Here is a 23109-nt window from a genome sequence, read left to right on the forward strand (position 1 = left end):
CAAAAACGTGACCGTCGAAGTCTATTCCATGAACCGGTCCAGATCCGAAAACCCTTCCCGATCCGCGCAACATCCGCCGCCCACGTTTCTCTTTCTCATCTTCAATTGTCAAAAAACCGACAGACCTAAAGCCCGTCCAAACCGCAAATGCCCAAAGCCCAAAAGCCCAAACACCGCAAAATCTCACCGCCAAGAGCCTCAAGCACATCTGCCCGAAACCGCCAAGCCGCCACAAAGTCAAGAAACTTCAGAGCGAGTTCGTTGGTCGCCAGCAGCGCCGCCGCCCTCGTTGGTGTGCGGTTTATAGATCCGAGCATGAGGTTTCGTCAACAGCTGTGTTTCAAAAAAATGACATTTCTTGTAACCGACTGTAATTTCATCGTTTTCGGATTGCATAACCTCTTTGGCTGCGTTCAGCTTCTTTTTTGGCTGCGACAAGCTCGGGGAATCAGCTTTTCCGCGTTCGGAGGGTTGTGTCTGGCCGCATCGGTCATCAGTGCTTTGGATGTGTGCGCCAGCTTCGTGCACTTTCTGTCACCTCCCTGTATTATGGCCGCATGACCGAGCCTGTTTTTGCTTCCCTTCCCGACCTTCCTGTCAAAGCCGTCCTGCGCGAGATCGGCACCGCGCTTTCCGAGAGTGGCGTTGCCGTACTCTCTGCGCCACCGGGCGCCGGCAAGACCACGCTTGTGCCGCCGTTTCTGCTCGATGCTCCGTGGAGGGGAGACGGTCGGATCATTCTTCTGGAGCCGCGGCGGCTTGCTGCACGGGCTGCAGCCGGACGAATCGCGTCTCTTCTCTCCGAAGAGATCGGTGAACGGGTCGGGTATCGGATGCGGCTCGACAGTCGCATTTCCGCGCGGACGCGGATCGAGGTCGTGACGGAGGGCGTTTTCGCGCGCATGGTTCTCGACGATCCCGAGCTGACGGGTGTTGCGGCCGTTCTCTTCGATGAATTCCACGAGCGGTCGCTCGATGCGGATGTGGGACTAGCGCTGGCGCTCGATGTGCGCGCCGCCTTGCGGGACGATCTGCGCATTCTCGTGATGTCTGCGACGCTCGACGTCGAACGGGTAGCGGCGTTGCTCGGCCATCCCCCCGTCATCGAGAGCCATGGCCGAAGCTTCCCGATCGACATCCGCCACGGCGAACGATTGCCCAACGAGCGGATCGAGGATGCCGTGGCGCGGGCGATCATCGAGGCACACCGAAGTGAAGAGGGCTCGATCCTCGCCTTTCTCCCGGGCCAGGCGGAGATCAAGCGGACGATCGAGCGGCTGGAGGGGCGCCTGCCTGCAACAACCGATATCATCGGTCTCTATGGAACGCTGAGCCAGGCCGAGCAGGATCGCGCGATCCGGCCCGTTGCCGGCGGACAGCGGAAGGTGGTGCTGGCAACCTCAATCGCGGAGACGTCGATCACCATCGACGGCGTGCGGATCGTTGTCGATAGCGGGCTGCAGCGCCTGCCGGCCTATGAGGCGGCAACCGGAATCACCCGGCTGGAAACCGTGCGCGTTTCCAAGGCCTCGGCCGATCAGCGAGCCGGTCGCGCGGGGCGGACGGAGCCCGGCATCGCCATCCGGCTCTGGCATCCGGGGCAGACGGCGGCACTACCTGCCTTCACGCCGCCGCAGATTCTGGCCAGCGATCTCTCCGGTCTGGTGCTCGATCTGGCACATTGGGGGGTGGCCGACCCGTCCTCCATGTTCTTTCTCGATGCTCCGCCAGCGCCGGCGTGGCGCGAGGCGCGAGCCTTGCTGGCCTCGCTTGGCGCTGTGGATGCCGAGGGGAGACTAACGGAGGCGGGCCAGCAGATACGCAGACTCGCCTTTCCGCCTAGGCTTGCGGCCATGGCGGTGGGTGCGGCCGGCGAGGGCCAGGGGATGGCAGCCTGCGAGATCGCGGTACTTCTGACGGAGCAGGGTCTCGGGGGAACGTCGGTCGATCTGGAAGATCGGCTGCGGCAATTTCGTAGCGACCGAAGCTCGCGGGGTGAAGCGGCGCGCGGGCTTGCACGGCGCATGGCATCGGGGATTGGCGTCTCGCGCAACGCGTCGGCGGGGCCGGTGCTCGCCGGCGCCCTGTTGATCCGCGCGTTTCCCGACCGGATCGCGCTGCAACGGGGCGGGCGCGGGCGGTTCGTGATGGCGAACGGGCGCGGCGCCGAGCTTGCGGAAACCGAGCGGCTGTCCGGCGCCACAATGCTCGTGATTGCCGATGTGACCGGGTCTGCCGGGCGGCACCGGATTCTCTCGGCTGCCGAGATTCGTCTCGAGGATGTCGAGGAGCACTTGCCGTCCGCGATCAAAACCGGGAACGAGACCTTTTTCGACCGTCAGAGCCGGCAGGTGCGGGCGCGACGCGTGACGCGGATCGGCGCCATCGTGCTGGAGGAGACGCCGATGGCGCGGCCGGCCGGGGCGGATGCGGCGCGCGCGCTTGCGGAAGGTGTGCAGATGCTGGGGCTGGACGTGCTTCCATTCTCAAAGGAGGGACGCCAGCTGCGGGACCGGATGGGGTTTTTGAACCGGACACTGGGAGACCCGTGGCCCGATGTCTCCGATGCAGCTCTTCTCGCCCGGCTTGACGACTGGTTCGTTCCCTTTCAGACGGATGCGCGAGGATTGAGCGAGATCGAGCCGGGCAGCCTGACGCAGGGCCTGATGTCGCTTGTTCCCGGCGCATCGAGAGATCTCGCAACGCTCGTGCCGACGCATTTCGAAGCGCCGACCGGCAACCGTCATCCGATCCGCTATGATGGCGACGAGCCTGTGCTGTCGATCCGGGTGCAGGAGCTGTTCGGGCTGACCGTGCATCCGTCCATCGGCGGAGGGCGTATACCGCTGCTTCTGGAACTCGTATCACCCGGCCAGCGGCCCATTCAGACGACACGGGATCTGCCGGGTTTCTGGACGGGCTCCTGGAAGGAGGTGCGCGCGGAGATGCGCGGGCGCTATCCCAGGCACGCTTGGCCGGAAGACCCGGCACAGGCCGCGCCGACGGCGCGCGCCAAACCAAGGGGAACGTGAATGGCACATCAGGACACGGCCCTGGAAACCGCAGCCACCGGATCACGCGAGCCGGACGATCCGACCGCCAGCCGCTCGCTGCGGCTGCAAACCATCGTGCGGCTGCGCTGGCTGGCGGTGGCCGGGCAGTCGATCGCCATCATCATCGTGGCACTGTGGCTGCGGTTTCCGATGCCGCTGATCGCCTGTTTCCTGCTGATCGCGCTTCTTGCCGTCGTCAACATCTATCTGACGCTGCGCTATCCACCCGCGCACCGGCTCCATCCGGTCGCAGCCTTTACGCTTCTCGGCATCGACCTCGCGCAGCTGACAGCCCTTCTCTATATGACCGGGGGCATTGCCAATCCGTTCGCGCCGCTCGTCTCGGTTCCGGTGATCATCTCCTCGGCCTCCCAGCCGAAATGGTACAGTGTCGCGCTTGCGCTTCTGGCGGTGGCAGGCGTCACGGCGCTTGCCTTTTCGCCCTATCCCCTGCCCTGGTACGATGGCGCTGTGCTCGTGGTGCCGCCGGCACTCATGGTGGGATTCTGGTTTGCCATCGTCTCGACCACGGCCTTTGCCGCCTTCTATGCCTATCGCGTTTCGCTGGAGGCGAGCGAGCTGGCCGAGGCTCTGGCCGCAACCGAGCTTGTGCTCCAGCGCGAGCAACATCTGTCGCAGCTCGATGGGCTGGCAGCAGCGGCCGCGCATGAGCTCGGCACGCCGCTGGCGACCATCAGCGTCGTGGCGAAGGAAATGGAGCGTGAACTCGGAAACGATCCGAAATTTGGCGAGGACGTCCAGCTTCTGCGCAGCCAGAGCGAACGATGCCGCGACATCCTGCGGCGATTGACGACGCTCTCCTCCAATGACGAGGCCCATATGCGCTATCTGCCGCTGTCCTCGATGATCGAGGAGGTGCTGGCGCCGCATCGGGAATTCGACATCGAGATCAAGCTGGTGGAGGCGTCAGGTCGCAAGGGGGAACCGGTGGGTACGCGCAATGCCGGCATTCTCTACGGTCTCGGCAATCTGGTCGAAAATGCCGTGGATTATGCAAAGACCGAGGTCGTCGTGACCGTGAAGCACTCGGCCGGACGTGTCTCGGTGACGATCGAGGACGATGGCGATGGCTATGCGCCCGATATTTTGAGCCGCATCGGCGAACCCTACGTTACGCGGCGGCAGCGGGACGATACCGCAGGCGGGCTCGGGCTCGGGCTGTTCATCGCCAAGACGCTGCTGGAGCGGTCCGGCGCGACGCTTGCCTTCGAAAATGGCGGGCCGGAGAAGCCGGGAGCGCGTGTCAGCGTCGAATGGCCGCGGCATCTGATGGACACCAAGCCGGCGAAATGAACGGTTGCGCCTTTCCCACGGCGTAGCCGATCCTTATCTATTCCCCAAGAGAGACATGAAGGATCGCGCCATGAGCGAGAGAGCCGATGCCGGGGTGGCCGGCGAGAATGTTGGACAAGCCGTTGACCAGGCGATCGGTCCTGATCCGTCGCTGCTGATCGTCGATGATGACGGACCGTTCGTGCGCCGGCTGGCGCGGGCGATGGAGTTGCGCGGCTTTACGGTCGAGATCGCCGAATCGGTTGCCGATGGCATCGCCCAGGCAAAGCGGCATCCGCCGAAATATGCGGTGGTCGATCTGCGGCTCGGCGACGGCAGCGGCCTCGACGTGATCGAAGCGATCCGCGGCTGCCGGGACGACACGCGCATCATCATGCTGACCGGATACGGCAATATCGCGACCGCCGTGAACGCGGTAAAGCTCGGTGCGGTGGACTATCTGTCGAAACCCGCGGATGCCGACGAGGTCTACAACGCCCTCGTCCAGAGCGATGGCGACAAGGCGGAACTGCCGGAAAACCCGATGTCGGCCGACCGCGTGCGCTGGGAGCATATCCAGCGGGTGTTCGAGATCTGCGAACGCAATGTGTCGGAAACGGCCCGCCGGCTGAACATGCACCGGCGGACGCTGCAGCGGATCCTCGCAAAGCGGGCGCCGAAATAGGACGTCAGAGTTCGCCGTCCTGCGCGCCCGACATGATGTCCTGCAACGGCGAAGCATCGCCCGCGCCACCGACGCACCATTCCGCAAGCATGAGCCGTTGGGCTGCGGCCCGGGCGAAATTGAGCGTGACCGATTTGCGTTGCGGAGCCGAGAGCCGGTGCTCCGGCGCATCGCGGATCATGTCGGCGCCGTAGCCATCCGAGAGGAACAGGCCGCAATCGTCCGGGAAGATGTCGAGCGGAACCTCCGCATGCGTGGCGAAGAACAGTCTGTCGCAATGCAGCCTGTAATCCGGCCATTTCCGATCGACCCTGAAATCCTCGATCGACGTCTTGATCTCGACGATCCAGATCTCGCCTTTCGGTGAAATCGAGGCAAGATCGGCCCTGCGGCCGCCAGCCAGCGTCAGTTCCGGCATGACCGCGTGTCGCAGATCATAGAGATAGCGTTGCAGGCCGCGGCGGACCAGCATCGCACGGCGGGACTGGCGTCCATCGACGAGCGGCGTGGTGGCGTGGAGCGAAACGATCGGCATGGCATCTTCCTGTCTGGCATGCGCTTCAAACGCCGAGGATCTCAAATGCCGGGGATCGTGGCTCTTGTTGCAAAAAAACCATCCACGGCGAATTTGAATCGGCAGATCTTCGTGCTGCAGCGCATTCCCTTGCAAGGACCCGGCGAATGGAAAATAAGCGTAGTGGCTGATGGTCGAACCACTCGAGCCGTCCTTCGCTTCCTTTTAAGAGATTCTCATGCGCACCCGCAACGCATTCTTCCTGTGCAGCCTTCTGGCAAGCGTCGCTCTGGCCGGTTGCTCCACGGCGCCCGTCACCGCGTCCAATTCGCCGATCCAGCATGTCGCGACCAACCAGATCTTCTCCGATGGCTACGGACCGGTCGAGGATCATGGTTATGCGCTTCCGGCGATCCCGATCAACCGCGTCGACCAGCGCTTCCATCGCCAGATCGTCGATTACGCAACGAACGAGCCGGTCGGGACGGTCGTGGTCAACACGCCGAACCGCTTCTTGTATTACGTGCTGCCCGGCGGCAAGGCCGTTCGTTACGGGATCGGCGTCGGCAAGCAGGGCTTCGCCTGGCAGGGCCGCGCCTATGTGGCGTGGAAACAGGAATGGCCGACATGGCATCCGCCGAAGGAAATGGCGCAGCGCCGTCCCGACGTCGCCCAATATGTCGAGTCCGGCATGGGCCCGGGCCTGCGCAATCCGCTCGGTGCGCGGGCGCTTTATCTCTTCAATGACGAAGGCAAGGACACGCTGTTCCGCCTGCACGGGACACCCGAATGGAACTCGATCGGTACGGCTGCGTCTTCGGGCTGCATCCGCCTGATGAACCAGGATATCATCGATCTCTATTCCCGCGTTCGCCCGGGCAAGAACACGCTGGTCGTCGTTCAGCAGTAATCCGCCGCTCGCGGCGTCTTCGCCATCCCAAAAAAACCCGGATTGCTCCGGTTTTTTTTATGCGCATCTCATGCCGTTGTACCGGCTGCGAACACCCCGCTCGGATGGCCTTTCTATTGCGAGGCCGCTTTCAGTTCAAGGCGGCGGCGGTGCAGGACAGGTTCGGTATAGCCGTTCGGCTGTTCGCGGCCCTTGAAGACGAGATCGAGTGCGGCCTGGAAGGCAATCGAGCCCTCGAAATCCGCAGCCATCGGCCGATAGACGGCATCAGCAGCATTCTGGCCGTCGACGATACCAGCCATGCGCTTCAGCGTCTCGGTGACCTGCTCCGCAGAAACGACGCCGTGATGCAGCCAGTTCGCCATATGCTGGGCGGAAATGCGCAGCGTGGCGCGATCTTCCATCAGGCCGATATTGTTGATGTCGGGCACCTTGGAGCAGCCGACACCCTGATCGATCCAGCGCACGACATAGCCGAGTATCCCCTGCGCATTGTTGTCGAGTTCGCGCTGGATTTCTTCCGGCGTCCAGTTCGGGCGGGTGGCCACGGGAATGGACAGGATATCCTCGAGCCGGGCGCGCGGGCGGCTCGTCAGTCCCTTCTGGACCTCAGCGACATCGACCGTGTGATAATGCGTCGCGTGGAGGGTGGCTGCCGTCGGCGAGGGAACCCAGGCGGTGTTGGCTCCGGCCTTGGGATGGGCGATCTTCTGCTCCAGCATGGCCGCCATCAGGTCCGGCATGGCCCACATGCCCTTGCCGATCTGGGCATGTCCGGCAAGACCGCAGGCAAGGCCGATGTCGACATTCCAGTTTTCATAGGCCGCAATCCAGGCGGCCTGTTTCATGTCGCCCTTGCGGATCATCGGGCCGGCTTCCATGGATGTATGGATTTCATCGCCCGTGCGGTCGAGGAAGCCTGTATTGATGAACACGACACGCTCGCGGGCGGCGCGAATGCAGGCCTTGAGGTTGACCGTCGTGCGACGCTCTTCGTCCATGATGCCCATCTTGATCGTGTTCGGCGCCATGCCCAGCGCCTCTTCGACGCGCGTGAAGATCTCGCAGGCGAAGGCGACTTCGTCGGGACCATGCATCTTCGGCTTGACGACATACATCGAGCCTTCGCGCGAATTCATGCGGCGACCGGCCGGACCGATGTCCCGAAGCGCGATCAGCGCCGTGATCACGGCATCCATGATGCCTTCGGGAACCTCGTTGCCGTCGCGGTCGAGGATCGCCGGATTGGTCATGAGGTGGCCGACATTGCGCACGAGCATCAGCGCGCGGCCCTTCAGCGTGGTTTCGCTGCTATCGGGCGCTGTCAGGGTAACATCCGGATTGAGCCTGCGGGTAAAGCTGCGACCGCCCTTGGCAACCTCTTCGGCAAGAGTGCCGTCCATCAGGCCGAGCCAGTTGCGGTAGATCAGCGTCTTGTCTTCGGCATCGACGGCGGCAACGGAGTCCTCGCAATCCATGATCGCGGTGATGGCGGATTCGAGCACGACATCGGAAATATGCGCCGGATCATCGGCACCGATCGCGGTCGTGGCGTCGATAACGATCTGGACATGCAGCGCGTTGCGCGTGAGGAAGATCGATGCGGGCGCTGCGGCGTCGCCCGTGAAGCCGGCGAACTGGGCCGGGTCCTTCAACGAAAGCGCTCCGTCATTGAGGACCAGACGACCGTCCGCAACCGAGATCGAGCGGAGATCGGTCCAGTTGGCACCTTCCAGAGGGGCGCTCTCATCGAGGAAGTTGCGCGCCCAGGCGATGACCTTGCGGCCGCGCGCCGGGTTGTAGGCCTTGCCCTTCTCCGCGCCGCCCTCATCGGAAATCGCATCCGTGCCGTAGAGCGCATCGTAGAGCGAGCCCCAGCGCGCATTCGCGGCGTTGAGCGCATAACGCGCGTTCATGACGGGAACGACAAGCTGCGGACCGGCGATCGCGGCGATCTCCGGATCGACGTTGTCAGTCGAAACGGTGAAATCCGGACCGTCGGGCAAAAGATAGCCGATCTCGGTCAGGAAGTCGGTATAGGCCTTCAGATCGACCGGCACGCCATTTTCACGGTACCAGGCATCGATTTTCTCCTGCAACGCATCGCGAACCTGCAGCAAGGCCCGGTTTTTCGGCGCGAGATCATGGACGATCGCAGAGAAGCTTTCGAAGAAGCCCTCGGCCTCGATCCCCGTCCCCGGCAACGCCTCGTTGACGATGAAGGCGTGAAGGCCCTGTTCGATCTGCAAACCCTGTATATCGATGCGGCTCATGAGATCTCCTCGCTCTTTCCCCGTTGCGTGCATTGCAATGTCCGCACGAGCGCCGTGAAGTCAACGTTTTCTGATCATGAAGGAAACCCTTGCGGGTCTTTCATCGCCGCGTGACCCGCATGGGGATGCCGCCTTGCGGCTGCGTCGTCAGCCGTTGCACCGGCCAGGGCTTGGTTTGCGTCGTCACGTCGAAGCGGTAGGTTTTCATCAGCACGCCGAGCGCGATAACCGCCTCCTGCAAGGCGAACGTCGCGCCGATGCAGACGCGCGGACCGGCGCCGAAGGGCAGATACTGGAAGCGGTGCAGGCTCTCGCGGTTGTCGGGCAGGAACCGCTGCGGCACGAAGGCGCGCGGCCTTTCCCAGTAAAGCGTATGGCGGTGGAGCGTCCAGGGCATGACAAGCACCGAGACGCCCTTGGCGATATCGATTCGTTCGCCGCTTGGTGACGTCCAGCTGTCGGCCTCGATGGCTGCCCGGTTGATCGAGGGCGCCGGGGGGTAGAGCCGCATGGATTCCTCAAAGGCGGCGCGAACATGCGGCATGTTCTCCAGCCAATCGACCGGGTCCGTGCCGTCTGCGACGACACGGTCGATTTCCGCCTCCATCAGCGCGCGGAATTCCGGCGCGTGGGCAATACAGTAGAACGTCCAGGCGAGCGCGCGGGCCGTGGTCTCGTGACCGGCGCCGATGAAGGTGAGAATATTGTCGGCGATCTCGTCGGCATGCAGCCCGTCCGGTCCTTCCCGTTCCAGAAGGAGCGTCAGGAAATCCTGCGGCACCGTGTCGGGGTGGGCGCTCATCTGCCGACGGCGCTCTTGCATAGTGGCCGTCACCACCGTCCCGAAGCGGCGCATCAGCTTGCCGCTGCCCCAGCGCGTGATGCGTGGAACCCAGGGCGGCGCGAGCAGCATGTCCATGGGATCGACACGACCCATGCTGCCGAGCAGCTTCTCGACATCCCTCGTAAAACTCTCGGTTTCCGCAGCAATCTGCCCGGAGAACAAGGTCTCCGCGAGAATATCGTAGGTCAGTTCCGTCATGTCGGTGGCGATATCGACCACACCTTGCGTATCAACGGCGCGATCGTAGCGGCTGGCGTAATGCTCGCAGGTCGAGAGCATCTTGTCGGCAAACCCCTTGGCGTGACGTGGGGTAAACACCGGCGCCACCGCCTTGCGGGTCCGCTTCCATGTCGGACCTTCGGCCGTCAGCAGCCCATCGCGCAGGATCGGCCGCAGCACGAGCCGCCGAACCTCCGACATTTCGTAGTTCGCAACATTTTCAACGAGAATATAGCGGATGAGCCCGGGATCGTTGACGATCAGCGTATCCTGGTTGACGAACCGCGTCTCGATCCAGGGCAGCGTATAGGACTGCTCGCTCCAGAGCTCGAGCGGGTTTCGCAGAACCGTCCTGAGAACCTCGAACTTGGAGAGGTCCTTCGCACGCGGCACAGGGGCCGGCGGCTCGAAGGGTCGTGAGATCATGTCCATGGGCAGTTCTGGCCTTTGATTGTAGAGGCCGGCCTTACGTTCAGAGAAGCGCCTTCAGTTCCGGCAGCTTCTCGTTCACCAGCCAGCCATAATAATTTTCCTCCGGCCATTCCACCGTGCCCGAGCGGTTCTTCGCTGCGAGCGCCGCTGCACGCTGGTCCGGATTGCCGATGTTGTAGAGCGTCGCGGTGATGCCGGGATTGTTGGAGATATCGATGTCGGCCACAGAACGGTAGACGTCGATGGAGTGGCGGATGACGGCGGCCATGTAGGCGAGCGACTGATCGGGATCCATGATCGCCTTGTAGACCTCGGCCGCACTGTTTTCGTCCAGCCGCTCATAACCGGATACCCGCGCAACGGTGTCGGTCATCATCAGGGCCGTCAGCGGATTGATCTGGCCGAGGCCGAAGGTCTGGCCGGCATAGAAGGGCTGGAAGAAGACAGCAGAGAATCGGTTGTTCGGAAACGATGTTCCCCCCACCGTCTCGCCGCGGAACGTCTTGTCCCAGACGCTTTCGCGGCAGCTCCAGAGGGCGTAGGACCCCTTCTTGTCCGCGCAGACGGAAAATTGCGGGCGATCAACGAAATCGGCAACCGATTCACCCTCATAGGCGAAACGGAAGCTGTCGCCGGCATAGGCCGCCGCCTTGACGTAGTAGGATTGCAGCCGGTCATAGGCGTCGACATTATAGGTGTGTTCGCCGACGATGGCGCCGACCATATGGATCGGATCGATGCCATAGGCGCGCGCCGTGGACTTGATCTTGCCCATCAGCTTGCTGTCGGTTGCCAGAAGCTGGCGGACCTTCTCGTACTTTGCGTCGAATGTCGACTTTCCCGCCTTGGTGCGGCGAACCGATGCGCCGGGCACCGAGGGCTGCTCCGCATTGCGGTTGCCCTCCGGCATGACGCGTATCTCCGCTCTCGCCGGCGCGCCCGAGGCGATCAGGGCGGTTATGAGGGCGAGAACGGGAACGAGTTTGCGCAAGGCTTCAGTCTCCAAACGGTGCGGCGGTTCGCGCACGTGATGCGGCGTAAAGGTGTCGGAATCATGCCACCGGGCATGATCCTGCATTCCTCCGCCATTCCAGGCCTCTCTGCAACCGCTTCCTCTACGTCGATGCAGCGGCGCGAAGGTAGCGGCCCAGCGGTTCGTCAGAGGATGTAGCGCGAGAGGTCCGTGTTGGCAGCGAGATCGCCAACATGCTTGCGCACATATTCGGCATCGATGTTCAGTTCCTCGCCCGACTTATCCGGCGCGGCAAACGAGATTTCGTCGAGCACGCGTTCCATGACCGTCTGCAGGCGACGCGCGCCGATGTTCTCGACACTCGAATTCAGATGCACCGCGACATCCGCCAGCGCATCGAGCGCATCGTCGGAGAAGTCGAGGACGACGCCTTCGGTTTCCAGCAGCGCCTTGTACTGGCGGATCAGGCTCGCCTCGGTTTCCGTCAGGATGCGGCGGAAGTCTTCCTTGGTCAGCGCCTTCAGTTCCACCCGGATCGGGAGGCGGCCCTGAAGTTCGGGCAGAAGATCGGATGGCTTCGACACATGGAAAGCGCCGGACGCGATAAAGAGGATGTGGTCCGTCTTCACAGGCCCGTATTTCGTCGCGACCGTGGTGCCCTCGACCAGCGGCAGCAGGTCGCGCTGCACGCCTTCGCGCGACACGCCGGCGCCCATGCCGCCGTCACGTGCTGCGATCTTGTCGATTTCGTCCAGAAAGACGATGCCGTCGTTCTCTGCCGAGCGAACGGCTTCGCGCTGGATCTGCTCATTGTCGAGCAACTTGTCGGATTCGTCGTCGATCAGGAGCGCGTAGGACTGCTTGACCGTCGTGCGCACCTTCTTCGTGCGGGCACCCATGGCCTTGCCGAACATTTCCGACAGGTTGAGCACGCCGATATTGGCGCCGGGCATGCCGGGGATCTCGAAGCCGCCGCCGGGGCTCGCCGTGTCCGCGACCTCGATGTCGATTTCCTTGTCGTCCAACTCGTTGTCGCGCAGCTTGCGGCGGAAGCTGTCGCGGGTGGCGGGCGAGGCGGTGCTGCCGACCAGCGCGTCGAGCACACGCTCCTCGGCATTCTGGTGCGCCTTCGCCTTGACCTCGCCGCGCTTCTTCTCGCGCACGAGGCCGATGCCGACCTCGACCAGATCGCGGATGATCTGTTCGACATCGCGCCCGACATAGCCGACTTCGGTGAATTTCGTAGCCTCGACCTTGATGAAGGGGGCGCCTGCGAGCTTGGCGAGGCGCCGCGAAATCTCCGTCTTGCCGACACCGGTCGGTCCGATCATCAGAATGTTCTTCGGCATCACCTCATCGCGCAGCTCGTCGGGAAGCTGCTGGCGGCGCCAGCGGTTGCGAAGGGCGATAGCAACGGCGCGTTTCGCATCGTGCTGGCCGATGATGTAGCGGTCGAGTTCGGAAACGATCTCGCGGGGGGAAAAGGTTGTCATACTGTATCCGTTTCTTCAATCTGGGCATCCAGCGCCATGAGATGGGCCGGACCGTAAAGGCTGTGACGCTGGTCGACGAAGCGGAATCCGGCTTTCTCATAAGCCCGGATCGCGCGGGAATTCTCGGGGTGCGGATCTATGACGATGCGCTTGGTGCCATCGGCGAATAGCCGGGCCGCAAGGCTGGCGGCTATTCGGCCGCCATGGCCTCTGCCGGTTTCCTCGCCCAAGCCGATCAACATGTCGAGACCGATCGTTCCTGCCGGCTGGTCGCGATAGGGATGGTCCGCCTCGCCGTGCGGATCGTAGGTCTGGAGGTAGGCGATCGGCCGTTCGTTCCACTCCACGATCATCGGCTTCGTCTCCCCCGTCTTCATAGCTTGTGCCTTCATCGCTTGCGCCTTCATCGCTCGGGCGATGGCTGCAAGCTCGACATCCACTGCACCCCACCATTCGGTGACATGCGGCTCGCCGAGCCACTGCGCCAGCCGCGGAAAATCCTCGTGGCGCAGGGCGCGAAAGACGTAAGGGTCGCCGGGCTCAGGCGGCATCCAGCGTCTCGACGACGATATTGCCGTTGGTATAGACGCAGATATCGCCAGCGATCTCCATGGCGCGACGGGCGATTTCCTCGGCTGTGCGATCCGAATCCATCAGCGCGCGGGCGGCGGCATAGGCGTAGTTGCCACCCGAACCGATGGCGATGGTACCGTGTTCCGGCTCCAGCACGTCGCCATTGCCGGTGATCGCCAGCGTGATCGACTTGTCGGCGACCAGCATCATCGCTTCGAGGTTGCGCAGGTACTTGTTTGTCCGCCAGTCCTTAGCGAGTTCGACGGCTGCCCGCATCAGCTGGTCGGGATACTGTTCCAGCTTGGCTTCGAGCCGCTCGAGAAGCGTGAAGGCATCGGCCGTGGCGCCGGCGAAGCCCGCGATGACCTGGCCCTTGCCGAGCCGGCGCACCTTGCGGGCATTGCCCTTCATGACTGTCTGGCCGAGACTGACCTGGCCGTCGCCGGCCATGACCACCTGGCCGCCCTTGCGCACGGTGATGATCGTGGTCGCATGCATGGTTCCGTAGGGGTTATGTTCGCTCATGAACGTCCTGTTGCTTTCCGCTCCGGCACTGTTCCTGGAGCGTTTGAATGCTTGATGTCGCGATCTATGTAAGAATGGCTGCGGCGATTGCAAAGGGTGCCGTCGAGGGTGCGCGCGTGCCGTGCGGCCAGCAGCCGTACCCGGATAATCGAAGCTGGATATTTGCCGGCCGGCCTGATATCAGGCGACTTTCACAGACCGGAGTTCCCGATGGCAGAGGCAGAAGGCCGCAGCGGCAGCATATCCCGCAAGACCAACGAGACGTCCGTCTCCGTGTCCGTCGCGATCGACGGCACCGGGACCTCGACCATCTCGACCGGCGTCGGCTTCTTCGACCATATGCTCGACCAGCTGTCGCGCCATTCCCTGATCGACATGACGATCGAGGCGAAGGGCGACCTTCACGTGGACGATCATCACACTGTCGAGGATACCGGCATCGCCATCGGCCAGGCCATCGCGAAGGCGCTCGGCGACCGGCGCGGCATTACGCGCTACGCGTCGATCGACCTTGCCATGGACGAGACGATGACGCGGGCGGCGGTGGACGTTTCCGGGCGTCCGTTCCTCGTCTGGAACGTTGCATTCTCCTCGCCGAAGATCGGAACGTTCGACACGGAGCTGGTGCGGGAGTTCTTCCACGCGCTGGCGCAGAATGCCGGTATCACGCTGCATATCCAGAACATCTACGGCGCGAACAACCATCATATCGCCGAGACGTGCTTCAAGGCGGTGGCCCGTGTCCTGCGCACGGCAACCGAAATCGATCCCCGTCAGGCCGGCCGTATTCCTTCCACCAAGGGAACGCTGGCCTAAAGCCGCACTCTTCCGCAATGTGGACGCTGGCAGGCGTGTAAACGGCCCATTCCCGAGGATGCGCCGCCACGTCGAGACACTTCCGATTGAGAGAAGACCTATCTGTTGAGAGCAGGCTGCCTATGACACCGTTTCTCGTCTATCTCCCGCCCGGCGCGCGGCGCGACAGCGCGGATGCGATCTTTGTCGCCGACCGTTTTGCCTGGCCTGCCTTCGTCTTTCCCGCCTTCTGGCTTTTCTTCAAGCGTCAATGGGCTGCCGGCATTGCCGTCTTCATTCTTCAGAGTGCCATGACGGCGGCTGGCGGACTGGCCGGTGCCGGGCTTGCCGCCATCCTCATCGAACTGGCGCTGCGGCTTCTCGTGGCGCTGGAAGGCCCGACCTATCTCGCCTATCGGCTGGAAAAACGTGGATTTACACTTGCAGCCGTCGTGCCGGCTCCTGATCTGAAAACAGCCGAGGCGATCTATGGCGCGACGCTCCAGGATCTCGCCACCGATCCCGCCTTGCCTCTGCCGCGTCTCGGGCCCGGGTGGAACAATAGCCAGACCATCGACCCTGCCAATCCGGGCTTCGGCCTGTTCGACACCTACGGGAGCCGCTGATGCGCGTTGCGATCATCGATTACGGATCCGGAAACCTTCGTTCCGCCACCAAGGCCTTCGAGCGCGCCGCGCGCGAGGCCGGCATCGATGCCGAGATCGACCTCACGGACAAAGTGGACCGCGTTGCCACCGCCGACCGGATCGTGCTGCCGGGCGTTGGCGCCTATGCCGATTGCCGGGCCGGTCTCTCCGCTGTTGCCGGCATGAGCGAAGCCATCATCGAAGGTGTCGAGAAGGCGGGCAAGCCGTTCCTCGGCATCTGCGTCGGCATGCAGCTGATGGCCTCGCGCGGGCTGGAGAAGGCGACGACGCAGGGTTTCGGCTGGATCAAGGGGGACGTCATCGAGATGAAACCGGCGGATAGCACGCTGAAAATTCCGCAGATCGGCTGGAACACGTTGACCCTCAACCGGCCGCATACGCTCTTCGAGGGCATTCCGACCGGGCCGGATGGGTTGCATGCCTATTTCGTGCATTCCTACCATCTTGCAACCGAGAATCCCGAGGACCTCGTCGCAACCACGACCTATGGCGAACCCGTGACCGCCTTCGTCGCCCATGAGAACAAGGCAGGTGCTCAGTTCCACCCGGAAAAGAGCCAGACGCTCGGCCTCGCGCTTTTGACCAATTTCCTGCGCTGGAAGCCCTGACATGATCCTTTTTCCCGCGATCGACCTCAAAGACGGCGCCTGCGTGCGCCTCAAGCTCGGCGACATGGCAGAGGCCACGGTTTACAATCCGGATCCCGGAGCGCAGGCGAAGGCTTTTCAGGATCAGGGCTTCGAATGGCTGCACGTGGTTGATCTCAACGGCGCCTTCGCCGGTGAGACGGTCAACGGTGCGGCCGTCGAGGCGATCCTCCAGGCGACCACCAATCCGGTTCAGCTCGGCGGCGGCATCCGGACACTCACCCATATCGAGACGTGGCTCGCCAAGGGCCTCGCCCGCGTCATCCTCGGCACCGTCGCCGTGCGCGATCCGGCACTCGTGAAGGAGGCCTGCCGGCTGTTTCCCGGTAAGGTCGCGGTCGGCATCGATGCAAAGGGCGGCAAGGTCGCCGTCGAGGGCTGGGCGGAGGCGTCCGAGCTTGGCGTGATCGAGCTTGCCCAACGCTTCGAGGGTGCTGGCGTTGCGGCCATCATCTATACCGATATCGATCGCGACGGCATTCTCGCCGGGATCAACTGGGCCGGCACGCTGGCGCTTGCCGATGCGGTCGCCATTCCCGTCATCGCCTCCGGCGGCCTTGCCTCCATGGAGGATATCCACCGTCTGGCGGCACCCGACATGGCCAAGCTCGAAGGCGCGATCTCCGGCCGGGCGCTCTACGACGGGCGGATCGACCCAACCGAGGCGCTTGCCGTTCTCAACAGTGCAAGGGGACGCGCAGCATGACCCTCAAGGCTCGTGTCATACCCTGCCTCGACGTCAAGGACGGCCGTGTCGTCAAAGGCGTCAGCTTCGTCGATCTGATCGATGCCGGAGACCCGGTCGAGTCCGCCAAGGCCTATGACGCAGCCGGTGCCGATGAGCTCTGCTTTCTCGACATCACCGCCTCTTCGGACGGCCGCGACACGATCTTCGACGTGGTGGAGCGCACCGCCGAACATTGCTTCATGCCGCTCACCGTCGGTGGCGGCGTGCGTAGCGTTGGCGATATCCGCCGGCTGCTGCTGGCCGGCGCAGACAAGGTGTCGATTAATTCGGCTGCCGTTCGCGATCCCGATTTCGTGGCGCAGGCGGCCGACAAGTTCGGCAACCAGTGCATTGTCGTCTCCATCGACGCCAAGCGACGGGTGACGCCGGGGGCGGAGGGCACCAGCGCCTGGGAAATCTTCACCCATGGCGGACGCACGGCAACCGGCATCGACGCGGTCGATTTCGCAGCCCGCATGGTCGAGCGGGGCGCAGGCGAACTGCTTGTGACCTCGATGGATCGTGACGGCAGCAAGATCGGCTACGACCTCGAGCTGACCCGCGCCATTGCCGACCGTGTAACGGTTCCCGTTATCGCGTCGGGTGGCGTCGGTACACTCGATCACATGGTGGAAGGCATTCGCGACGGCCATGCCACCGCCGTTCTCGCCGCCTCCATCTTCCATTTCGGCACCTACAGCATCGGCGAAGCCAAGCGCTACATGGCGGAACGCGGCATTCCCATGCGGCTCGACGGCTCGGCGCAGGAGGAGAGCATCCTGTGACAGCATTTTCGCTTTCCGATCTCGAAGCCATCGTTGCGGAGCGGGCAAAAGCCTCGCCCGAGACGTCCTGGACCGCCAAACTCGTTGAAAAGGGACAAGCGCGCGCTGCCAAGAAGCTCGGCGAAGAGGCTGTGGAAGCGGTCATCGCCGCTGTCTCCGGCGACCGCCGGGAACTCGTTTCCGAGAGTGCGGATCTGCTCTATCACCTGCTGGTGGTATTGAAAATTGCCGACGTTCCGTTACAGGAGGTCCTGGAGGAGCTTGAGGGACGCACTGTCCGGTCAGGCCTTGAGGAGAAGGCGAGCCGAAAGACGTGACCATTGCGGCGCAGAACAGGGGGGAAGCGGATATGCCGGACGATCTCGGCAGGCGAGACTATTCCCCGTACCACTTCTTCTCGGCCGAAGCGTGGTCGCAGTTTCGCGCGGACACCCCGCTGACGCTGACCGGTGACGAGGTTCGCCGCCTCCGCTCGCTGAACGACCCGATCGACCTCGACGAAGTGCGGCGGATCTACCTGTCGCTGTCGCGCCTCTTGTCCACCCATGTCGAGGCATCACAGATCCTCTACGAGCAGCGCAAGCGCTTCCTCACGATCTCCGACGAGACCAAGACGCCGTTCGTGATCGGCATCGCCGGATCGGTGGCGGTCGGCAAATCGACCACGGCCCGTATCCTGGCCGAGCTTCTGTCGCGCTGGCCATCGAGCCCCAAGGTCGATCTGGTGACGACGGACGGGTTTCTCTACCCGAACGCCGTGCTGATGCGCGAGAACATCATGAACCGGAAGGGTTTTCCGGAAAGCTACGATATCGGCGCGCTCCTGCGCTTTCTCTCCGCCATCAAGGCCGGGCAGCCGAACGTGCAGGCGCCGAGCTATTCCCACCTCGTCTACGATGTGCTGCCCGACCAGTTTCAAGTGGTGGACCGGCCGGATATCCTGATCTTCGAGGGCATCAACGTGCTGCAATCGCGCGACCTGCCCGAAGACGGCAAGATCGTGCCGATGGTGTCGGATTTCTTCGACTTCTCGATCTATATCGATGCCGACGAGAACCTGATCCATTCCTGGTATGTCGATCGCTTCATGCGGCTGCGCCAGACAGCCTTCAAGAACCCGGACTCCTTCTTCAAGCGCTATGCGGATGTCAGCGAGGAAGAGGCGCTGTCGATTGCCGAAGGGCTCTGGCAGAACACCAATCTGAAGAACCTGCGCCGCAATATCCTGCCGACCCGGCCGCGTGCGGATCTCATCCTGCAAAAGGGTACGGATCACCTCGTCCAGACGGTCGCGCTTCGCAAGCTCTAACCGCCTAGAGGAGGCCTGCTTCCTGAAGCCAGGCCTCCAGCGGAGCAAGAGAGGGATGATCCAGCGCTTCGCAGAGATAGGCAAAGGTGCGCGGCATGTGCTTCATATAGCCGGGCTTGCCATCCCGCTGCATCAGCCGCACCCAGATGCCGACCAGCTTGCAATTGCGCTGCGCGGCCATCAGGTGAAAATGCTCAAGGAAAGATGCTTCGTCGAACGGCCCCAAGCGGCGGCGCTCGGCAATGTAGGCATCGAGAACCGCCCGACCCAGATCCGGCGGGATGGTGACGCGCGCATCCTGAACAAGCGAAGCCACGTCATAGGCGGTGGGGCCGATCATCGCATCCTGAAAATCGATGAGCGCCACGCGGTCGATGCCCGTCCTGCCCTTACGCCAGAGGATGTTGGGCGAATGGACATCGCGGAGAAGCAGGTGCTTCTCGCCGAGATCCGACAGGTCGATCAGCCGGTCCCAGACGGCAGCGTAGCTTTCACGCTCCTCCAGCGTTGCCGGCGCGCCGCGATGATGCGGCAGAAACCAGTCGAGGAGGAGCCTCGTCTCGATTTTGATCGCCGCCCGGTCGAAGGGCGGGACGACATGGACCTGCCCGTCGGACAGCGGAAGCCGGTCTTCCGGCGCGTTCGCGTGCAGCCGGGCAAGCAGGCGTGCCGTTTCGATGTAGCGTTCCCCGATAGGCGCACCCTCTGCATCGAGGACGCCTTCGGACCCGAGATCTTCCAGAAGCAGAAGGCCGGCGTCGATATCCTGCGCGAAGATCTCCGGCGCGCCGATGCCGCGCTCGCGCAGATACAGATCGATTGCGACAAAGGCGCCGACATCCTCGGCGATATGAGCGATCTGCTGGTAGTATTTTCCGTCTTCCAAGATCGGTCCCGGAACGGTCCGGGGCGCATCCATCAGGATCAGGTCTGGTCGTTCTGCCGGGCGAATACGCTCGTAGCCGCGCACGGAAGCATCACCGTTCAAATGCCGACGCTTGGCTTCCCGATGGCCGTGATCGCTGAGAAACTGGCGGATCGCAAGGCTGCGACGAATGCGCGATAGAATGGGCTCACTGCCGGAAAAGACAGCCATGCGGCCATCGCCATCCTGCTCAAGCGTCAGGACGACACTTTGTCTTGGGAGGTAACCTTCCGCCCGTTCCGGCCACTCGATCAGGCAGATGCCGTTTGCCGAGAGTTCGTCGAGGCCGAGTTCCAGCACTTCGCTCGCATCGCCCAGCCGGTAGAGATCGAAATGGGAGACGGGAATGCGCAGGTCGTAGGACTGGACCAGCGTAAAGGTCGGGCTCGGCACCTCCAGGAAGGGATCGTCGGCAACGGCCCGTATCAGCGCCCGGGCGAGGGTCGATTTTCCGGCACCCAGATCACCCGAGAGGGCAATGGTGTCGCCGGCTTTGAGCGCAAGCGCCAGATCTTCGCCAAGCGTCATGGTGGCAGCTTCGTCCGGCAGCGGCAGGCGCAGCATCTCGATCATTCCGCCGCTGCGGCCTTCGGCAACGCGCCCGAGGGAATGCGGCAAACAACCTCTGTCCCCTCGCCTTCGCGTGTGACGATGCGGACTTTGCCGTGGTGCAGCGTGATGAAGCTGTCCACGATCGACAGTCCAAGGCCGGCACCGCCGCGCTGGCCATGGCTTTCGAAGCGGTGGAAGACGCTTTCGAGCACATCTTTCGGAATGCCAGGGCCCTGATCGCTGACCGTGAAGACGAAATCGCTGCCTTCGCGGGCGCAGGACAAGCCGACGACGCTCCCTTCCGGCGCGAAATTGGCGGCATTGGTCAGCAGCTTGATGAAGATCTGCTTCAGCCGCTGATGATCGGCGACGAACGTGCCGAGCATATCCGGCGTGTCGATACGCAGGGTGACCGCACTTTCCTGCAGCCGATCAGCCATCTGCTGGGCCACTTCGTCCAGAAAATCCGTGAGATTGATCTCGCTAAGGTCGAGCTCGACGATACCGGCATCGACGGTGGCGAGATCGAGGATGTCGTTGACGATGGTCAGCAGCAGCGACGAGGAGGTGGAGATGTGGTCGACATATTCCGCTTGGCGTGTCGAAAGTTCGCCGAAGGCCGGCGTCTTCAGGAGGTCGGCGAAGCCGATGATATTGGTGAGCGGCGAGCGCAACTCGTAGGAGACGTGCTGGACGAAGTCGTTCTTGAGCGAATCCGCCATCCGCAGCGCCTCGTTCTTCTCCGTCAGCGCGCGCTCGACGCGAACGCTGTCCGTCATGTCGACGAAGGTCAGCATGGTCTGCGCATTGGGTAGGGGTATGATGGCGAAGTCGAGGATGAGACCGGTGCGCAGCTCCAGCATGCCACGGCTGGACGGCCGCTCATCCTCGAAGCTGGTAATGGCATGGGCGAACTGCTTCCAGCCATCCGGCTGATCGTAGGACACGGCGCAAGCCTGCTCGATGGCACGGATGTGCGTGCCCGGCGCAACTTCCGTCTCGGTAACGCCCCAGAGCGCCCGAAAGGCCGGGTTCGAGAGCTTGATGCGCCCGTCCGGACCGAACACGGCAACACCTTCGGAGAGATGATCGATCGTTTCGCCCTGAACCTGAACCAGCGTGTTGTAGCGGGTCTCCAAGTCTACCCGCTCGGTGAGGTTCTCGAAGACCCAGGTTGCCCCGCCCTGTGGCCGGGCCGTGGCGAAGACGCGCAAGGTCTGCCCGTTCGGCAGATGCCACATGTCCGTCTGGGTTTCGATGGCTTGATAGACCGAGAGAGCCTGCTCCTTCCACTGCTTCCAGCTGAGCTGCTCGGGAAGACGACCGCTCTCGCGCAACTGGTCGAAGATCTCGCCATTGCCGGGACGGCGGGCGAGGAAGGCCGTGTCGAGGTTCCACAATGTCTGAAAGGCCTGATTGTAGAACTGAAGACGCTGCGAGCCGTCAAAGGTGGCAACGGCCGTCGCCAGATGGTCGAGCGTTTCGGCATGGCTCTTCAGCGTGCGCGAAAGCTCCTCGCGGACAGCCTCGATGGCGCTCACATCGAGCGCGATGCCGGCCGTGCCATAGGTCGTCTTCGCGTCGACGACGTCGAAGAAGGTGCGCTGGCCGCGCACCACGGTCGAGATCTTGTCGCGGAACGGAGAATCGTAGGTCGAAAGTGCCTTGGCTTTTTCACGTGAAACGGTTGCCAGAAGCTCTCGGCCTTCCTGAACGACCACATCCGTGCTTGGCGCCTCCACGGCGTCGCGATAGGCTTCGTTGACCCAGGTAATCTGCCCGTCACGACCGCGTTGCCAGACAGGCATGTCGACGGCATTCAGCAACGTCTGAAGGTTGGCGAGATCGCCACGCAGACGGTCGCGCTCCAGCGTCAGTTCCGCCAGTTCCTCACGCAGATTGTTGAGTGCGACGAAGCGCACGAAAGCCCGGCCGCCGGAGACGCGGCCCTGTGCTTCCAGAATTTCGTTGCGGCTGGTCTGAACGACGAGGTCGAAGCTTTCGGCATAGGTGCGCAGCCGGTCGATCGCGCGCTCGAGTTCGCTGGCCGACGTCGCCTTGATCCAGCGGCCGAAGGCCAGAAAATCCCTGTCGTCCTGCGGCGCCCCGGTTTCGGGCGGAAGCTGGCCAAGGAACTCCGGCTTTTCAGCCGGACCGTCCCAGACGACGATGCTGCGGTTCTTGTCCGAAATCAGTGCCTGGAAGCGCGAGATACTCTGGCGAGCATCTGCAAGCGCGGTCTTCAGGTCGCGATTGTCGGTCTCGACCGTGCTGCGCTGGCGAATGACCCAGACAGCGGAGATCATGGCCGCGGCAATGGCGCCGGTCAGGAGCGAGAAGGTGATGATTTCGGAGGAGTGGAAGACGCTGGCAACGCCTTCGGCAGCCATGGCCTCGCCGGAGAGGAGCCCCAATGCGGAGCTTGCTGCCAGCCGACGAACGGCTCGGGACAAGCGATTTCGGCGTGGAACAGAGGCGGTATCGAGCACAGCGGATGTCGAGGAAGATGGGCGGACCTGTACCCCGGCGGAAACCACGCCGGTCTTTAACGGGTCAGCAGCCGCTCTTCCCGCGTACCAAAAAGCTTTCGTCATCGCGTGCCTGTCCCCGTTGCACGTCGTCCCGACGATCTTCCACCAGCTGGTGTCCATCGGCAGGGCGCACGTCCGCCGTCCCGCGCGGTCTATAGGTAAGTCCGCCTGGACGAATATCGTCTTCCTCCGGATCGTTACGCGCTTATGCTTGCCCGCCGCTTGCGGCGCGCTGCGTTCCGTCCTGAAAACCAACGCTTTTTTCCGATTCAGTCCGCGTCAGTGCCGCATCTTCGTCCCGAATCGATACAGGCAGCATACCCACTCCCCCCGCGAGCGGGAAGCGCGGAGACAAAAAAGAGGCCGCGCGCTGTCAAGCGCAC

General features: G+C 63.1%; 20 protein-coding genes. 11 read left to right on the forward strand and 9 right to left on the reverse strand.

All coding sequences use genetic code 11. The annotated features are described in order from the left end of the window. Positions 1–557 precede the first annotated feature (557 nt). From hrpB to BSG19_RS21835, 3 genes are all read left to right on the forward strand, one after another. Positions 558–3032 carry an ATP-dependent helicase HrpB gene (hrpB, locus tag BSG19_RS21825; protein ID WP_092990242.1) on the forward strand — a complete coding sequence of 825 codons (2475 nt, stop codon included), beginning with the start codon at positions 558–560 and terminating at the stop codon, positions 3030–3032. Continuing rightward, complete coding sequence (locus BSG19_RS21830) at positions 3033–4367, forward strand: ActS/PrrB/RegB family redox-sensitive histidine kinase (protein ID WP_092990128.1); 1335 nt, start codon at positions 3033–3035, stop codon at positions 4365–4367. A 70-nt stretch (positions 4368–4437) separates the two neighbouring features. Continuing rightward, entirely contained in the window at positions 4438–5031 is a 594-nt protein-coding gene (locus tag BSG19_RS21835) for an ActR/PrrA/RegA family redox response regulator transcription factor (RefSeq protein WP_092990243.1), read from the forward strand. A gap of 4 nt (positions 5032–5035) precedes the next feature. Here the strand turns inward: BSG19_RS21835 and BSG19_RS21840 are convergent, their stop codons facing one another. Continuing rightward, entirely contained in the window at positions 5036–5566 is a 531-nt protein-coding gene (locus tag BSG19_RS21840) for an MmcB family DNA repair protein (protein WP_092990129.1), read from the reverse strand. Positions 5567–5783: 217 nt separating this feature from the next. On the opposite strand from BSG19_RS21840, the gene BSG19_RS21845 reads away from it, so the two are divergent. After that, positions 5784–6455, forward strand: coding sequence for a L,D-transpeptidase (locus BSG19_RS21845; RefSeq protein WP_092990130.1), 672 nt, complete (start codon positions 5784–5786; stop codon positions 6453–6455). Positions 6456–6568: 113 nt separating this feature from the next. Here the strand turns inward: BSG19_RS21845 and BSG19_RS21850 are convergent, their stop codons facing one another. The 6 genes from BSG19_RS21850 to hslV all read right to left on the reverse strand — a co-directional run bounded on the left by BSG19_RS21850 (position 6569) and on the right by hslV (position 13787). Further along, positions 6569–8728, reverse strand: a complete 2160-nt coding sequence (locus BSG19_RS21850) for a malate synthase G (protein WP_092990131.1) — start codon at positions 8726–8728, stop codon at positions 6569–6571. A gap of 100 nt (positions 8729–8828) precedes the next feature. Then, positions 8829–10223, reverse strand: a complete 1395-nt coding sequence (locus BSG19_RS21855) for a cytochrome P450 (protein ID WP_170866074.1) — start codon at positions 10221–10223, stop codon at positions 8829–8831. A 40-nt stretch (positions 10224–10263) separates the two neighbouring features. After that, entirely contained in the window at positions 10264–11214 is a 951-nt protein-coding gene (locus BSG19_RS21860) for a DUF1402 family protein (RefSeq protein ID WP_244529378.1), read from the reverse strand. 167 nt (positions 11215–11381) lie between these two features. Next, the gene (gene hslU / locus BSG19_RS21865) at positions 11382–12689 is read right to left on the reverse strand and encodes an ATP-dependent protease ATPase subunit HslU (RefSeq protein ID WP_092990133.1); all 1308 of its coding nucleotides are present in this window, start codon (positions 12687–12689) and stop codon (positions 11382–11384) included. After that, the gene (locus tag BSG19_RS21870) at positions 12686–13240 is read right to left on the reverse strand and encodes a GNAT family N-acetyltransferase (protein ID WP_092990134.1); all 555 of its coding nucleotides are present in this window, start codon (positions 13238–13240) and stop codon (positions 12686–12688) included. The genes hslU and BSG19_RS21870 overlap by 4 nt, the downstream gene beginning before the upstream one ends. Then, positions 13230–13787, reverse strand: coding sequence for an ATP-dependent protease subunit HslV (gene hslV, locus BSG19_RS21875; protein WP_092931171.1), 558 nt, complete (start codon positions 13785–13787; stop codon positions 13230–13232). The genes BSG19_RS21870 and hslV overlap by 11 nt, the downstream gene beginning before the upstream one ends. Before the next feature lie 210 nt (positions 13788–13997). Between hslV and hisB the strand changes: the two genes are divergently transcribed. From hisB to coaA, 7 genes are all read left to right on the forward strand, one after another. Further along, entirely contained in the window at positions 13998–14603 is a 606-nt protein-coding gene (gene hisB, locus BSG19_RS21880) for an imidazoleglycerol-phosphate dehydratase HisB (RefSeq protein WP_092990135.1), read from the forward strand. Between the two features lie 122 nt (positions 14604–14725). Beyond that, positions 14726–15208 (forward strand): DUF2628 domain-containing protein, encoded by a 483-nt coding sequence (locus tag BSG19_RS21885; RefSeq protein WP_092990136.1) that lies wholly within the window; start codon positions 14726–14728, stop codon positions 15206–15208. Next, the gene (hisH, locus tag BSG19_RS21890) at positions 15208–15858 is read left to right on the forward strand and encodes an imidazole glycerol phosphate synthase subunit HisH (protein WP_092990137.1); all 651 of its coding nucleotides are present in this window, start codon (positions 15208–15210) and stop codon (positions 15856–15858) included. The genes BSG19_RS21885 and hisH overlap by 1 nt, the downstream gene beginning before the upstream one ends. A 1-nt stretch (position 15859) precedes the next feature. Next, a complete protein-coding gene (hisA, locus tag BSG19_RS21895) occupies positions 15860–16603 on the forward strand; it encodes a 1-(5-phosphoribosyl)-5-[(5-phosphoribosylamino)methylideneamino]imidazole-4-carboxamide isomerase (RefSeq protein WP_092990138.1) in 744 nt (247 codons plus the stop codon). Further along, positions 16600–17409, forward strand: coding sequence for an imidazole glycerol phosphate synthase subunit HisF (gene hisF / locus BSG19_RS21900; RefSeq protein WP_092990139.1), 810 nt, complete (start codon positions 16600–16602; stop codon positions 17407–17409). The genes hisA and hisF overlap by 4 nt, the downstream gene beginning before the upstream one ends. Further along, positions 17406–17726, forward strand: a complete 321-nt coding sequence (locus BSG19_RS21905; protein WP_092990140.1) for a phosphoribosyl-ATP diphosphatase — start codon at positions 17406–17408, stop codon at positions 17724–17726. Before hisF ends, BSG19_RS21905 begins: the two co-directional genes overlap by 4 nt. 32 nt (positions 17727–17758) lie before the next feature. After that, positions 17759–18718, forward strand: a complete 960-nt coding sequence (coaA, locus tag BSG19_RS21910) for a type I pantothenate kinase (protein ID WP_170866080.1) — start codon at positions 17759–17761, stop codon at positions 18716–18718. A gap of 4 nt (positions 18719–18722) precedes the next feature. Here coaA and tsaE read toward each other — a convergent pair whose 3' ends face one another. Beyond that, on the reverse strand, positions 18723–20207 hold the full coding sequence (tsaE, locus tag BSG19_RS21915) for a tRNA (adenosine(37)-N6)-threonylcarbamoyltransferase complex ATPase subunit type 1 TsaE (RefSeq protein WP_092990245.1): 1485 nt from the start codon (positions 20205–20207) through the stop codon (positions 18723–18725). A 5-nt stretch (positions 20208–20212) separates the two neighbouring features. Next, the gene (locus BSG19_RS21920; protein ID WP_244529379.1) at positions 20213–22648 is read right to left on the reverse strand and encodes a PAS domain-containing sensor histidine kinase; all 2436 of its coding nucleotides are present in this window, start codon (positions 22646–22648) and stop codon (positions 20213–20215) included. Positions 22649–23109 lie beyond the last annotated feature (461 nt).

Source organism: Rhizobium sp. NFR03 (genome assembly GCF_900111275.1).
Classification (GTDB): Bacteria; Pseudomonadota; Alphaproteobacteria; order Rhizobiales; family Rhizobiaceae; genus Ferranicluibacter.

Excerpts from the sequence above, each read along its gene's own strand:
- hisF (WP_092990139.1), top strand. The coding sequence starts at position 16,600 with ATGACCCTCAAGGCTCGTGTCATACCCTGCCTCGACGTCAAGGACGGC.
- BSG19_RS21840 (WP_092990129.1), bottom strand. The coding sequence starts at position 5,566 with ATGCCGATCGTTTCGCTCCACGCCACCACGCCGCTCGTCGATGGACGC.
- BSG19_RS21855 (WP_170866074.1), bottom strand. The coding sequence starts at position 10,223 with ATGGACATGATCTCACGACCCTTCGAGCCGCCGGCCCCTGTGCCGCGT.
- BSG19_RS21870 (WP_092990134.1), bottom strand. The coding sequence starts at position 13,240 with ATGCCGCCTGAGCCCGGCGACCCTTACGTCTTTCGCGCCCTGCGCCAC.
- coaA (WP_170866080.1), top strand. The coding sequence starts at position 17,759 with ATGCCGGACGATCTCGGCAGGCGAGACTATTCCCCGTACCACTTCTTC.
- hisA (WP_092990138.1), top strand. The coding sequence starts at position 15,860 with ATGATCCTTTTTCCCGCGATCGACCTCAAAGACGGCGCCTGCGTGCGC.
- BSG19_RS21850 (WP_092990131.1), bottom strand. The coding sequence starts at position 8,728 with ATGAGCCGCATCGATATACAGGGTTTGCAGATCGAACAGGGCCTTCAC.
- BSG19_RS21830 (WP_092990128.1), top strand. The coding sequence starts at position 3,033 with ATGGCACATCAGGACACGGCCCTGGAAACCGCAGCCACCGGATCACGC.
- hisH (WP_092990137.1), top strand. The coding sequence starts at position 15,208 with ATGCGCGTTGCGATCATCGATTACGGATCCGGAAACCTTCGTTCCGCC.
- hslV (WP_092931171.1), bottom strand. The coding sequence starts at position 13,787 with ATGAGCGAACATAACCCCTACGGAACCATGCATGCGACCACGATCATC.
- hisB (WP_092990135.1), top strand. The coding sequence starts at position 13,998 with ATGGCAGAGGCAGAAGGCCGCAGCGGCAGCATATCCCGCAAGACCAAC.
- hslU (WP_092990133.1), bottom strand. The coding sequence starts at position 12,689 with ATGACAACCTTTTCCCCCCGCGAGATCGTTTCCGAACTCGACCGCTAC.
- BSG19_RS21835 (WP_092990243.1), top strand. The coding sequence starts at position 4,438 with ATGAGCGAGAGAGCCGATGCCGGGGTGGCCGGCGAGAATGTTGGACAA.
- tsaE (WP_092990245.1), bottom strand. The coding sequence starts at position 20,207 with ATGCTGCGCCTGCCGCTGCCGGACGAAGCTGCCACCATGACGCTTGGC.
- BSG19_RS21885 (WP_092990136.1), top strand. The coding sequence starts at position 14,726 with ATGACACCGTTTCTCGTCTATCTCCCGCCCGGCGCGCGGCGCGACAGC.
- hrpB (WP_092990242.1), top strand. The coding sequence starts at position 558 with ATGACCGAGCCTGTTTTTGCTTCCCTTCCCGACCTTCCTGTCAAAGCC.
- BSG19_RS21845 (WP_092990130.1), top strand. The coding sequence starts at position 5,784 with ATGCGCACCCGCAACGCATTCTTCCTGTGCAGCCTTCTGGCAAGCGTC.